At 59.3% G+C, this 13428-nt stretch carries 11 protein-coding genes; 3 read left to right on the forward strand and 8 right to left on the reverse strand.

Features of this window, described 5'->3' with window-relative positions; genetic code table 11:
- From IM290_RS19555 to nasR, 6 genes are all read right to left on the reverse strand, one after another.
- On the reverse strand, positions 1 to 937 hold a 937-nt coding region (locus tag IM290_RS19555), incomplete at its 3' end, for a molybdopterin-dependent oxidoreductase (protein ID WP_193354492.1).
- The gene (gene nirB, locus IM290_RS19560) at positions 934 to 4920 is read right to left on the reverse strand and encodes a nitrite reductase large subunit NirB (RefSeq protein ID WP_193042510.1); all 3987 of its coding nucleotides are present in this window, start codon (positions 4918 to 4920) and stop codon (positions 934 to 936) included. The genes nirB and IM290_RS19555, both read right to left, overlap by 4 nt.
- 12 nt (positions 4921 to 4932) lie before the next feature.
- Complete coding sequence (locus tag IM290_RS19565) at positions 4933 to 5721, reverse strand: ABC transporter ATP-binding protein (RefSeq protein ID WP_032648515.1); 789 nt, start codon at positions 5719 to 5721, stop codon at positions 4933 to 4935.
- A gap of 9 nt (positions 5722 to 5730) precedes the next feature.
- Entirely contained in the window at positions 5731 to 6609 is an 879-nt protein-coding gene (gene ntrB, locus IM290_RS19570; RefSeq protein ID WP_193042509.1) for a nitrate ABC transporter permease, read from the reverse strand.
- 2 nt (positions 6610 to 6611) lie between these two features.
- Entirely contained in the window at positions 6612 to 7859 is a 1248-nt protein-coding gene (locus tag IM290_RS19575) for a CmpA/NrtA family ABC transporter substrate-binding protein (protein WP_023296759.1), read from the reverse strand.
- 227 nt (positions 7860 to 8086) lie between these two features.
- Entirely contained in the window at positions 8087 to 9259 is a 1173-nt protein-coding gene (gene nasR / locus IM290_RS19580; RefSeq protein WP_193042508.1) for a nitrate regulatory protein NasR, read from the reverse strand.
- Between the two features lie 73 nt (positions 9260 to 9332).
- Between nasR and IM290_RS19585 the strand changes: the two genes are divergently transcribed.
- The 3 genes from IM290_RS19585 (at position 9333) to IM290_RS19595 (ending at position 12011) form a co-directional block, all read left to right on the forward strand.
- Complete coding sequence (locus IM290_RS19585) at positions 9333 to 9686, forward strand: DsrE/DsrF/TusD sulfur relay family protein (protein WP_015570354.1); 354 nt, start codon at positions 9333 to 9335, stop codon at positions 9684 to 9686.
- A 106-nt stretch (positions 9687 to 9792) separates the two neighbouring features.
- On the forward strand, positions 9793 to 11577 hold the full coding sequence (locus IM290_RS19590; RefSeq protein ID WP_023324817.1) for a methyl-accepting chemotaxis protein: 1785 nt from the start codon (positions 9793 to 9795) through the stop codon (positions 11575 to 11577).
- 194 nt (positions 11578 to 11771) lie between these two features.
- On the forward strand, positions 11772 to 12011 hold the full coding sequence (locus tag IM290_RS19595; RefSeq protein ID WP_015570352.1) for a hypothetical protein: 240 nt from the start codon (positions 11772 to 11774) through the stop codon (positions 12009 to 12011).
- Positions 12012 to 12041: 30 nt separating this feature from the next.
- Here IM290_RS19595 and IM290_RS19600 read toward each other — a convergent pair whose 3' ends face one another.
- Positions 12042 to 12737: a gamma-glutamylcyclotransferase gene (locus IM290_RS19600; protein ID WP_193042507.1), complete on the reverse strand. Its 696-nt coding sequence runs from the start codon at positions 12735 to 12737 to the stop codon at positions 12042 to 12044.
- Positions 12738 to 12914: 177 nt separating this feature from the next.
- Positions 12915 to 13145 carry a putative cation transport regulator ChaB gene (gene chaB / locus IM290_RS19605; RefSeq protein ID WP_003856674.1) on the reverse strand — a complete coding sequence of 77 codons (231 nt, stop codon included), beginning with the start codon at positions 13143 to 13145 and terminating at the stop codon, positions 12915 to 12917.
- Positions 13146 to 13428: the final 283 nt, after the last annotated feature.

The raw sequence follows: 13428 nt of genomic DNA on the forward strand, positions 1-13428 counted from the left end.
CTTCCCGCCCGCCCATGGCGTTTGGCTGTCCGGTCAGCGAAAACGGGCCGCAGCCAGGACGGTTGAACTTTCCGCTGGCAAGATGCACGTTAATGATGGCGTTACACTTGTCGCTGCCGCTGGAGGACTGGTTGATCCCCATGGTGTAGAGCGTGATCGCGCGTGGCGCGGTGACAAACCAGTCGTAGAAGATGCCAATCTCGTCTGAAGGCAGATCGCAAAACGCCGCCACGCGAGGGATCGGCCACTCGCCGCGCCCCTGAATCAGATTGAGCAACCCCACAAACAGCCCGGCGTCACTGCCGGGTCTGAGCGCGAGGTGGAGATCGGCGATATCGCAGGTGGCGGTTTTACGCGGATCGATCACGACCACTTTCATCTGCGGATTGTTGTGTTTTGCCTGCACTAGCCGCTGATACAGCACCGGATGCGTCCAGGCCGCGTTCGAGCCAACGAGTACCACCAGATCGCTGTTTTCCACGTCCTCGTAGCTGCACGGCACCACGTCCTCACCGAAGGCGCGTTTGTAGCCCACCACCGCCGATGACATGCACAGCCGCGAGTTGGTATCAATGTTCGCCGCCCCGATAAAGCCTTTCATCAGCTTGTTGGCGGCATAGTAATCCTCGGTCAACAGCTGGCCGGAGGCATAAAACGCCACCGCCTGCGGCCCCCATTCGTTGATAATGTTCCGCAGCCGCTCGCCCGCTTCGCCCAGCGCCTGCGGCCATGCCACCTCCCGGCCATCGACAACCGGGCGCAGCAGGCGTCCCTGTAGCCCTGTGGTTTCCCCAAGGGCAGATCCTTTTACGCACAGACGACCGAAATTCGCCGGATGAGTTTCATCCCCCCGAATGCTCACCTTTTCACCGTCTGCGCTGGCGACCACGCCGCAGCCCACCCCGCAGTAAGGGCACGTTGTCCGGGTTTCCGTCATGAGGCCTCCGCGCGCATCACCAGCTCTTCATTTCCAACCCATACCTTACCGTTTTCAATTTTTACCGGCCAGGCACGCACCGCAGGCGCACCGCTCTCAGCCTGACACCCGTCGCGCAGACGAATACGTTGCTTGTAGAGCGGCGAGATCACCACCGGTTCCCCCGCCGCATCGCCGAGGATGCCGCGTGACAGCACGTTCGCGCGGCTGCCCGGCTCCCGATCGTCGAGGGCATAAACGGTTTTGCCAAAGCGGAACAGCGCAATCGGTTTGCGCCCAAGATGCGCGCCGATGCCCGCCTGCTCCGGGATCTCGTCGATATTGCAAATTTCCTGCCAGCGCTTGTTCTCCTCCGCGGCGGGGACGTTCACCGCGGTGCGGAACAGCGCCAGGCGGTCAGGATCGTTAAGGGTGGTTTGCCATTCGCACTGGTAGGTTTCCACCACCCGGGCCATCTCCTGCTCCAGCTCGTGGGCGATCCCCAGGCTGTCGTTGAGGATCACCTCGCGCAGATAGTCGAGGCCGCCTTCCAGGTTATCCATCCAGGTACTGGTACGTTGCAGACGATCTGCCGTGCGGATGTAGAACATCAGGAAACGGTCAACGGTGCGGATCAGCGTTTCGTCGTCCAGATCGCTGGCGAAGAGATCCGCGTGGCGCGGCTTCATCCCGCCGTTGCCGCACAGATAGAGGTTCCAGCCTTTGTCCGTGGCAATCACCCCCACGTCTTTGCTCTGCGCCTCTGCGCACTCACGGGTACAGCCGGAGACCGCCATTTTGATTTTGTGCGGCGCGCGCAGGCCCTTGTAGCGATGCTCCAGCCTGACCGCGAGGCCGGTGGAATCCTGCACGCCGTAGCGGCACCAGGTCGACCCGACGCAGGATTTCACCGTGCGCAGGGATTTCCCGTAAGCATGTCCGGTCTCAAACCCGGCCTCCACCAGCGCCTGCCAGATTTCCGGCAACTGTTCGAGCGTGGCGCCAAACAGGTCAATACGCTGCCCGCCGGTAATTTTGCTGTAAAGGCTATAGCGTTTCGCGATCTGGCCGATGGCGATCAGCCCGTCGGCGGTCACTTCACCCGCAGGCATCCGCGGGACGATGGAGTAGGTTCCGTCCTTCTGAATATTGGCGAAATAGCGGTCGTTGGTGTCCTGCAACGGCAGATGCGCCGGTTTCAGCAGATACTCGTTCCAGCAGGAAGCCAATACCGCTCCCACCAGCGGCTTACAGATCTCGCACCCATGCCCCTGACCGTAGCGGCTGATAAGCTGGTCGAAGGTGCGGATATGGTTGACGCGCACCAGGTGATAAATCTCCTGACGCGAGTACGGGAAGTGTTCGCAGATATCCTTTTTCACCTCCACGCCCTGCTCTGCAAGCTGGAACTCCATCACCTGCTTCACCAGCGCGCTACAGCCTCCGCAGCCGGTCGCCGCTTTGGTGCACTGCTTAATGGCGCCGATATCCGTTGCGCCCGCGCTTACCGCCTGGCAGATATCCCCTTTGCTGACGTTATGACACGAACAGATCTGCGCGCTTTCCGGCAGCGCCGCCACGCCCAGCGCTTTCGGCGCGCTGCCTGACGATACGGGTAAGATCAGCGTTTCCGGCTCTTTTGGCAGGCTGATGCCGTTGAGCATCATCTGCACCAGCGTGGCGTATTCGCTGGCATCGCCCACCAGCACGCCACCCAGCAGGGTATTGCTGTCGTGGCTGACCACAATCTTTTTGTAGATTTGCTGCGGCCCGTGCGTCCACTGGTAGCTCAGCGCGCCCGGCGTGCGCCCGTGGGCATCGCCAAACGACGCCACATCCACGCCCAGCAACTTGAGTTTGGTACTCATATCCGCGCCGGTGAAGCGCTTCTCCTCACCCGCCAGCACAGCGGCGGCCACGCGCGCCATCTGGTAGCCCGGTGCCACCAGGCCAAAGATTTTCCCCTCCCACAGCGCGCATTCACCGATGGCAAGCACATCCGGATCCGAGGTCCGGCAGCCGTCGTCAATGCAGATCCCGCCGCGCTCGCCGACAGCCAGCCCGCTGCTGCGCGCCAGCGCGTCCTGCGGACGAATACCGGCAGAGAAGACCACCATGTCCGTTTCCAGCTGTTCACCATCGGCAAAACGCAGCACCAGCCCGTCGTCTGTGGTGGCAATCTCCGTCGTCGATTTACTGGTGTGTACCCCTACGCCCAGCGCCTCAATTTTCTTGCGCAACATTGCCGCGCCGTCGCTGTCGAGCTGCACCGCCATCAGGTTAGGCGCAAACTCCACCACGTGGGTTTCCAGCCCGAGCTGCTTAAGCGCATTCGCCGCCTCCAGCCCCAGCAGGCCGCCGCCAATTACCACGCCGCGGCGAGAGCCTGTCGCATGGGCCGCAATGTTGTCCAGATCGTCGAGGGTACGGTAGACAAAACAACCCGGCAGATCGTTGCCCGGAACGGGTGGTACGAACGGGTACGAGCCGGTCGCCAGCACCAGCTTGTCCCAGTGAGTCTCATGGCCACTGGCGGTACGCACTACGTGTGCATCACGATCGATAGCGACGATCTGCTGCGAGAGGCGCAGCTCAATGCCATTATCGGCAAAGAACTCCCCCGCCACCAGCGAGAGCGAGTCCGCACTGCGTCCGCCAAAATATTCCGACAGATGCACGCGGTCATAGGCCGCATAGCGCTCTTCGCCAAAAACAATAATCTGATACTGCTGATGCAAATTGCGGTTAACGCAGTCTTCGAGGAAATGATGGCCGACCATACCGTGCCCAACCACCACCAGAGTAGGTTTTGTCATAGCGTTCTGTCCTGCAACCTGCGGTTGCGTTGTGAAACGATCGAACAGCCAGTCCGCGTGGGCGGGCGCAGCCGTTGCCAGTAAATCGGTAAAGGTTGCCGCGCTGCGGCAGTCCCCCAGCAGCAGCACGCCAGCCAGCGCCCCCTGATGGATCAGTAAACGTCGATAGTGACGAGTCAGCGGATCCCATGAACTCCAGACCACATCGTCCGCCTGCGCCGTCGCGCGTCCGAGGCTGAACAGCTCCAGCCCGGTCACCTTAAGGCGCACGCCGTTGTCGACAAGGGTAAACGGCGCGGTGACCTCCCCGGCCAGCCGCGCGGCAAGAATATCCGCCTGCGCCAGACAGGGGGCGACCAGACCAAACGTCTGGCCGTCAATTTCGCAGCACTCGCCGATGGCGTAGATATCCGGCACGGAGGTTTGCATCTGCTGATCCACCACGATGCCGCGCGCGCAGCGAATGCCGCTGGCTTTTGCCAGCGCGACGTTGGGCTGTACACCCGTAGCCAGCACCACGCGCGTGGCGGCGATGCGGCGTCCGTCGAGCAACGTCACGGCATCGTCAGCGATGGCCGTGATGCCGGAGGCGAGTTCACAGCGTACGCCCCGCTTCGCCAGCGCCTCGTCAAGCAGCAGTCCCGCCTGCTGATCCAGCTGCTGTTCCATCAGCCACGTGCCGCGATGGATAAGCGTGACGTTGTCACCGTTTCGCGCCAGCGCTGCCGCTGCCTCCACGCCGAGTACGCCGCCGCCCAGCACTACCGCCGGCCCGGAGATATTCTGGATGGCGCGGGTCTCTGCCAGGGTGCGAAAGGTGAACGCATGCGGTGCATCGCCGCCGGGGATCGGCGGCACTACAGGGGTAGACCCGGTGGCAAACACCAGCGCATCCCAGCCCAGCGTGCGAGCAGAGGTATGCACTTCACGCGCGTTGACGTCTACTGCGAGCGCCTTTTCTCCTCGCAGCACCGTCACGCCTCGTGCCGTGTACCAGTCTTCATCGTGCAGACAGATGTGCTCCGCCTGCTTTTCGCCACCCAGCACTGGTGAAAGCTGGATGCGGTTGTACGCCTGCTCAGGCTCGTCACCGATGACGGTGACAGCGAAACGACCGGGAACACGCCCGGTGAGCGACGCAATCAGCCGGGTTGCCGCCATACCATTACCGATAATGACCAGTCGCATCGTGCCCCCTCATTACGCCGCTTTCGGCTGTTTTTCGTAGAGGAAATGGAGGATCTGCTGGCGCATGTGGTGATAGCGGCTGTCATCCGCCAGCTGCACCCTGTTGCGCGGGCGCGGCAGATCGACGCGCAGGATCTCACCCACGGTGGCCGCCGGGCCGTTGGTCATCATCAGTACGCGGTCAGAGAGCAGTACCGCCTCGTCCACATCGTGGGTGATGAGCACGATGGTGGTGTTCAGCGCCTGCTGGATCTGCATCACCGAATCCTGAAGATGGGCGCGCGTCAGCGCATCGAGCGCGCCAAACGGCTCATCCATCAGCAGCACTTTCGGCTTCATTGCCAGCGCCCGGGCAATCCCGACGCGCTGCTTCATACCGCCGGAGATCTCCCCGGGGCGCTTATGCAGCGCGTGGCCCATCTGCACCCGGTCGAGGTTGTGCTCAATCCACGCTTTGCGCTCAGCCTTACTCATGGTGTGACGGAAGACCTGATCCACCGCCAGCGCCACGTTGTCGAAGCAGGTCAGCCACGGCAGCAGCGAATGGTTCTGGAACACCACCGCGCGCTCGGGCCCCGGCCCGGCGATTTCGCGGTTGTCGCAAATCAGCCCGCCTTCCGTCGGCAGCGTGATCCCGGCGATCAGGTTTAACAGCGTCGACTTGCCGCAGCCGGAGTGACCAATCAGACTGACGGTTTCGCCCTCGTGGATATCAAAAGAGACGTTGTGCAGCGCCAGAAACTCGCCGCTGGCGGTGGAAAAACGCTGGCTCACGGCCTGGACCTGAATTAACGGTTTCATCTTCACTCCTTATTTTTCCTGCCAGCTAAAGCGACGGGCGATCAGCATCAGCCCCTGCTCCAGCAGCAACCCGACCACGCCAATGATGACGATGGCGATGAGAATGTTTTCGACGTTGAGGTTGTTCCACTCATTCCAGATCCAGAAGCCAATGCCTAAACCTCCGGTGAGCATCTCGGCGGCGACAATCACCAGCCAGGCAATGCCAATGGAAAGACGTACCCCGGTCAGCACCGCAGGCAGCACGGCGGGGAAAAGAAGGCGGCGCATGATGGTCCACTCTGAGAGTTGCAACACCCGGGCCACGTTGAGGTAGTCCTGCGGAATACGGCGTACCCCTTCAGCGGTGTTGATCACCATCGGCCAGATGGAGCAGATAAAAATGGTCCAGCTCGATGCAGGCTCCGCTTTCTGGAACAGCAGCAGGCCGATAGGCAGCCAGGCCAGCGGGCTGACCGGACGCAGGAGCGCGATCAGCGGGTTGAACATGCGCGAGAAAAAGGTGAAGCGGCCAATCAAAAAGCCCAGCGGAATGCCCGCCATCGCTGCCAGACCGAAGCCGATGGCGACGCGCTGCAACGACGCCAGCACGTTCCAGCCAATGCCCATATCGTTTGGCCCGTCGCGATAAAACGGATCGGCAAACAGGGTCATGGCCGAATCGAGCGTGCTGAGCGGCGTCGGAAAGCCTTTACTGTTTATCGCTGCCAGCTGCCAGAGCACCACCAGCAGGCCGAGACCGAGCAGCGCCGGGATGACGCGCTGTAAAAAATCATTCATCAGACGCGTAAACGCTGGCGCACGACGGCGAACCTGTAGCGGAGGCAGGACAATCACTTCCCCGCTCTCTGACGTCTCTTGTGGTTTTGTATTTTGCAGATGCTGCATACTCAGGCCCCTTTACGGTGAATGGCGAAGCGGTTGGCGTACCCTTCCGGATCGGTGCCGTTCCAGACGGTGCCGTCCATCAGGGTGCTGCTGCGATACGGTGATGACGGTGTGGACATGCCGCCCACGGCGGTCGCGGCATCCTGCCAGACCGCGGTCTGGTTAATGCGCTGTGCAATGCCCGCGTAATCCGGCGCGGCGTTGAGCAAGCCCCAGCGGCGGAACTGAGTTAAGAACCACATGCCGTCTGAGAGATACGGGTAGCTCACGGCACCCTCGTTGAAGAAACGGATCGGGTGCGCATCCTGCCAGCGCTGACCGACCCCGTTGTCGTACTCGCCAAGCATACGTCCGGTGAGATACTGTTCCTTGCAGTTGAGCCAGGCGCGGCGCGAGAGGATCTGCGCGGTTTCGCGTTTATTTTCCGCTGACGCCTCGATCCAGCGCGCGGCTTCCATCACGGCGCTCACCAGCGCCCGTGCGGTGTGCGGATTTTTCGCCACCCAGTCGCGTCGGGTGCCGAGGATCTTTTCCGGGTGATCGGCCCAGATGGACTGCGACGTGGCGGCGGTAAATCCGATGCGGTCGTTAATCGCCCGCGCGTTCCACGGCTCGCCAACGCAAAACCCGACCATGTTGCCAATGCGCATGTTCATCACCATCTGCGGCGGCGGCACCACCACGGTGCGCACGTCGTCAAACGGGTTAATCCCCGCGCTGGCCAGCCAGTAGTAGAGCCACATGGCGTGCGTTCCCGTCGGGAAGGTATGCGCGAAGGTGTAGGTTCCCGGCGCCTGCTGCGCAATCAGCTTTTTCAGCCCGTCGAGGTCACGAACGCCCTTCTCCGCCAGATCGCTGGAGAGCGTAATGGCCTGACCGTTCTGGTTGAGGGTCATCAGGTTCGCCATCTGCTGCGGCTTGCCCGCGATACCCAGCTCCAGACCGTACAGCAGGCCGTAAAGAATGTGCGCGGCGTCCAGTTCGCCCGCCACCAGCTTGTCGCGCACCGCCGCCCAGCTCGCCTCTTTGGTCGGCACAATAGTAATGCCGTGTTTTTTATCGAACCCCTTCAGGGCCGCGATAACCACGGGCGCGCAGTCGGTCAGAGGTATAAACCCGATACGCACGGTATCCTGCTCAGGCTTATCTGACCCCGCCGCCCATGCGGCCTGCATGACACCCGGCAACAGCATCGCACCACTCGCCAGCATGCTGGCCTGCAATAACCGCCGTCTCGACAAATCCGCCATAATTGCTCCTGAAAAAAGGCAAAAAAAAGCGCCCGACGGTGCTGAAGCACCGCTGGACGCCTTTATCCTGAAGACGCATGCACCGCCGTTGGCGCATCGTCGAAAATGGTTAATCTGTTAATGCAAAGGTAATGCCAGCTTTTCATCCCCGGCGTTACGGGGTTTCTGCAAGAAGAGCGCTGTATTACGCACCTCAATCAGGCATAAATTGCCCACTGACTGTGCAACTACTCCCCAGGGGGTATCTTCCACAGATTTTTCACCGTAAGCAGCGCACGGGCGATATCTACCATGCGTTGGTTTTTATCCATCGCCATTTTGCGCAGGGCGGTCCACGCCTGCTCCTCGCTCATGTTCTGGTGCGTCATCAGCACGCTTTTGGCTTTGTCGATGGTCTTACGCTCCTCCAGCGTGTCGCGCAGGGAAGCAAGCTGACGGGAGAGTTGCTCAATTTCACGCGCCTGCTGGCGCACCAGCGGCAGCAGCGGTTTATCCGGAAATCGCGCCAGGATATCGTCGTGCTCATCGTCTACGTGCAGGTTTTCGCTATAGCGGCGCTCCTCAACTGCCGTCATTAGATCGGCAATTGCCACCTCCTCCAGCGTGCGCAGGTGCTCAAGGCGCGCGGTTTGCAGGGCAAACCATTTGAGGGCGGTATCGCCGTTATCTGCCGGAGGCTGGCGGGTGCACGCTTCACGCCTGAGTTTTTCAGTCTCCAGACCCGGCTGGCAGTTGAGGATAAACGTCTCCTGCACGTCTGGAGTGCAATGGGAGATAAAAACCTCAAAACAGGCCTGCTGGCCATCAATGCGATCCACCAGCCGCTGGCGGGTTTCATCGTCAAAGAATCCCTGGGTGAAACCAATAGCCCCCAGCGCTCGCTCTTGTCCCACAAGTTCTTTGCCCTGCATCAGGCTGTAAAGGGCCACAAATCGGCCCGCGATGTGCGGATCGTCAATGCTGTCGCTGAGTTGAGGTACGATACTGAGCAAATGACGCAGTATGCGGCTGTAGTGTTCCATCGCCTGCGGTGCGGTGACGCGTTGACCTGTAACGCCATCACGCAGCGCCGTTAGCGTCTCAAGGCCGTGCAGTGCGCTGGCAATACGTTCGCACAGGGCGCTGCCCGGCAGCGGTTCGTTAAACTGAAGGTGCAATGCGGCGAGGTTTTCATCCACCAGGGCCCTGCTGGCCTTGCATTCAGGCGCGTACAATTTGCCCTGCGAGCAGAGCCAGACATTTGACGCACCGCGCTCGCACTGTAGCATATGCACCAGTCGACTGATGCCGTTCACCAGTGCGCCCAGCTGCGCCAGTCTGCCGAGCTGTTCCTCGCGCAGGATTCTCGCACGCTGGAACCATTCGGTTGCGCCTGGGGAACTGCCAGCCACTATCGTCATCGTTTCTCTCCCCGATACGTATTCTTCGGTACGAGAAGCAATATTCGTGCCTTTTCAAAGAACAGGAGTCAACATGCAGAAGATTGTGATCGTCGCCAACGGTGCGGCCTACGGCAGTGAATCCCTTTTTAACAGCCTGCGCCTGGCAATCGCGCTGCGCGATAAGGAGAGTGAGCTGGAGCTGCGCCTCTTTTTGATGTCCGATGCCGTCACGGCCGGGCTGAAGGGGCAGAAACCCGCAGAGGGCTACAACATTCAACAAATGCTGGAGATCCTGACCGCGCAAAACGTTCCGGTCAAACTGTGCAAAACCTGTACCGACGGGCGCGGCATTACCGGGCTGCCGCTGATTGATGGCGTGGAAATTGGTACGCTGGTGGAGCTGGCTGAATGGACGCTTTCCGCCGATAAAGTATTAACTTTTTAATAATAACCCGCTAAAAATATTATTTTCTTATGGACGCGGTTTCAGCATCAAGTTTACCTGCACCGTTGCCGATAGGCATGGAAACAACACAGCAGGTATTACACTTATGTTCAGATCCATTCGCGCCCGCATCATTGCCGCGACGACAGGCTGTCTGGTCGTCGCCCTTCTTCTTAATACCATTATTAACTTTCAGGTCACGCGCCAGGATAATCAGCAGTCGCAGCGCGATATTCTGACCAGCACCAGCGCCAGCCACAACATGGCGATTGCCGACTGGGTGAACAACAAAATGACCGTCATCACCTCGGCGCAGCCAGTCGCGCTCAGCGACGATCCGGTTCCGGTGTTTAAACAGCTTGCGCTGGCGGGTGGATTCACCAACGTCTACGTGGGTTATGCCAGCAAAACGGCTAAATTTTCTGACCCAACCGGGGTACCCGCTGATTACGATCCCACCCTTCGCCCGTGGTATCAGCAGGCCGTCAGCGCTGATGGCCCGGTAGTGACTGCACCCTATGTGGACGCGGGCACCGGGAAACTGGTGGTGACGTTCGCGGTACCGGTTAAAGAGCAAGGCGCCCTGAAAGCAGTGGTGGCGGGCGATGTGGCGATGGACAGCGTGGTGGCTAACGTGCGCGGTATTCACCCGACCCCGGCCAGCAGCGGACTGCTTCTGGACAGCAACGGCACCGTTATTGCCGGAAGCGATCCTGCGCTGACGCTTAAGCCTTTTACGGAGACGATCAAAGGGACCGATTTTGCCACCCTGAAAAGCGGCAACCTGGTTGACGGAACGTTTAACGGACGCGAAAAAACGTTCCTGGCCACCGCCGTACCGGGGACGCACTGGCTGCTGGTTGTGGCGCTCGATAACGGCGATGCCACCGCCGGGATGCGGTCATTGCTAAAAGCATCTGCACTGTCTCTGGCGATCCTCGCCCTGCTGAGCGGAGCCCTCATGCACCTCCTGATTGCCCGCCTGCTTAAGCGGCTGTCCGGTATCCGTGACGCGATGAACAGCATTGCCAACGGTACTAACGATCTGTCGCAGCGTCTGCCGGATAAGGGGGGCGATGAAGTGGCGCAAATTGCGCAGGCGTTTAACGCCTTCAGCGATAAGCTTTCTGTGGTGATGGTCCAGCTGCGTGATGCCAGCGCCTCAGTGAAAAACGCCGCGCATGAGATTGCGGCAGGTAATCAGGATCTTTCCGGGCGTACCGAGCAGGCGGCATCAAGCCTTCGCGAAACCGCCAGCGCCGTGGAAGAGATCACGGCCTCCGTTACGCAGTCAAACGAGTCGGCAGCAGAAGCGAACGAACAGGCGAGCAAGGCCTCTGCCGCCGCATCCCGCGGCGGCGACGTCGTCGCTCAGGCCATCAGCACCATGCAGTCCATCGAACTGGCTTCCGCGAAAATCGGCGATATCACCAGCGTCATTGACGGCATCGCCTTCCAGACCAATATTCTGGCGCTTAACGCCTCGGTGGAAGCGGCGCGTGCCGGGGAACAAGGCCGTGGGTTCGCGGTCGTTGCGGGGGAAGTACGTAACCTGGCCAGCCGCAGTGCTCAGGCGGCGAAGGAGATCAAATCCCTTATTGATTCCACCACCGAAAGCGTAGCAACCGGCTCCCGGTTTGTGCACCTTGCGGGCGACAGCATGGATGAGATTCGCGCCAGCGTCGGGAGCGTGTCTGGCATTATGCGTGAAATATCCATTGCCACCCGGGAGCAGATGAAAGGGATCCATGAGATTAACCACGCGGTGACTCACCTGGATCGCATGGTGCAGCAGAACGCCGAACTTGTTGTACAGTCTGCTGCGGCGGCCAGCGCGCTGCAAAGCCAGGCGGGCGACCTTGCTGAGACCGCTGGCCATTTCCGCATATAATTTTTCCCGGGCGCGCGTTAAGCAGGGTAAACGCGCGTCCGCTGAAAGGTTTCAGGGATTTTGTCATTTTTGTTTAATCGTTGCGCCATTTTTTGATCGAAATCAGCATTCCATCCCTGCCCCTTTGGTGTTATGCAATGAGTAAATTGTGAACAACATCACGCTCGGGATGGGCAAAAACGACGGGGTATAAAATGGCACGAGTTAAAACGAGTCTGAAACTGTTTGGCGGGGATACGGTAGTGGTGCGTTGCTCAGAGCGTTGCCGCATCCATCTGATGAGTACAAAAGGACAGAAGCAATCGCAGGCAGATATCCTTACCGTCCAGGACGATAAGGCCTGGCTGACGGTGCCTTACACCGGCACCTGGGATGTGTTGATCGACAGCCACAGCCAGTCGCTCGAACATTCCGTAAGTTACGTGGCGGCATAACAGTAAACGCCCGGCCAGCCGGGCGTATTATCAGGCAAAACCCGGCCGCAGCGTATTGCTAAGCGGGTTCCCTTCCAGCAGCGCTTTCACCTTCACCACCAGCTCACTCAGACAGTCGTCCTGCATGCCGAGACGCGTCAGCTCCTGATCTAGCGAGAAAAGGTACTGGGCGTTAGTGCCCAGCGGTCCGCTGGCGGCGGCAATCAGCGGGGCAATCACCTGGGTTCGGGTATCGGCTTCATACAGCGGGTGGCGCGGATCCATAATGAACACCAGCGCGTTGACGGTGCGCCCGTCATCCAGTTCCAGCTTGCACCAGCTGGGCATATAGCAGCCGGTGATCATCTCGCGCTTCCACAGCAGCGTCAGCTCATCTTCCAGCGTGGTATCCGGCAGCCGGTATGCCACGCCCGTGGTGCGCCCGCCCTCTTTTAGTGCAAGCATGCGTCCTGGCTGGCACGCGCTGCCGCGTCCGGCGGTCAGGCGCAAACAAAAGGCGCGGTGCCACTCAGGCAGCGTTCCGGTTGCTGATTCAACAAATTCGAGCGCCGGGTTCCACATCAGCGAGCCGTAACCAAAGATCCAGACCGGGCCATCATCCGGGCGGCAGGCCAGCGTTGCCGCAAGCGACGCCGCACGTTGTTCAGCCGACCACAGAAGCGATTCCTCAATAGCACCAAATGCCGTCTTACAATCTGCCTTCATCAAGAAATCACGCGTTAACACATTCCACCTCCGCCACTGCATGCTTCCTTGCGACATCTGTAATTCGCCTTCCCGGCATTCTGTGCTGTTCATTTTAACAGCAGTTGAGCAACGATAAGCAATTCGCGGGCCAGATGCAATACAGCGGCAGGTCAACCGCCTGAAATGTCAAAATGGAGGCAGCGTGTTATTTGGCGGCTATTTCTTTTTGTGCCATTTATCATCGTCCCCTTTCTCATAGTCATTTTTCACGGCGGCCCAGGCCACCTTATGCGCCGTCTCTTCACGGCTGGCATCGTCCCGGCGATCTTCTTTATCTTTGTACTGATCCCAGGCGCTGTTAAAGGCTTCTTTGTAGATATCCTGGGCGTGGGCAGGCAATACGTTTTGCACGTTATCCGGTAATTCGCTTTTCGATTTGTATGGCATCGTTAACCTCTCTTTTGGCTAAAAGGTAAGTGTGGACGACGATACGCGAGGGTGCCACCCGACAGAAAGAAATGAACAATATAAAAATGCAATTCATTGTTATTAAAGCAATATTTAATAGAGATAAGGCATTATAAGCCTCAGGCATAAAAATTATAATAAAGGGTAAAATTAAGTAAAAAATACAGGGTATTTAACAGATTTCTGTTAATTTAATACCTTTAAAATCTATCAAAAATTACAAGAACCAGCATAGATGGAGAAACACATGACAGCAACACAC

The sequence above is a fragment of the Enterobacter cloacae complex sp. S1 genome, from assembly GCF_014930525.1.
GTDB lineage: Bacteria > Pseudomonadota > Gammaproteobacteria > Enterobacterales > Enterobacteriaceae > Enterobacter > Enterobacter hormaechei_C.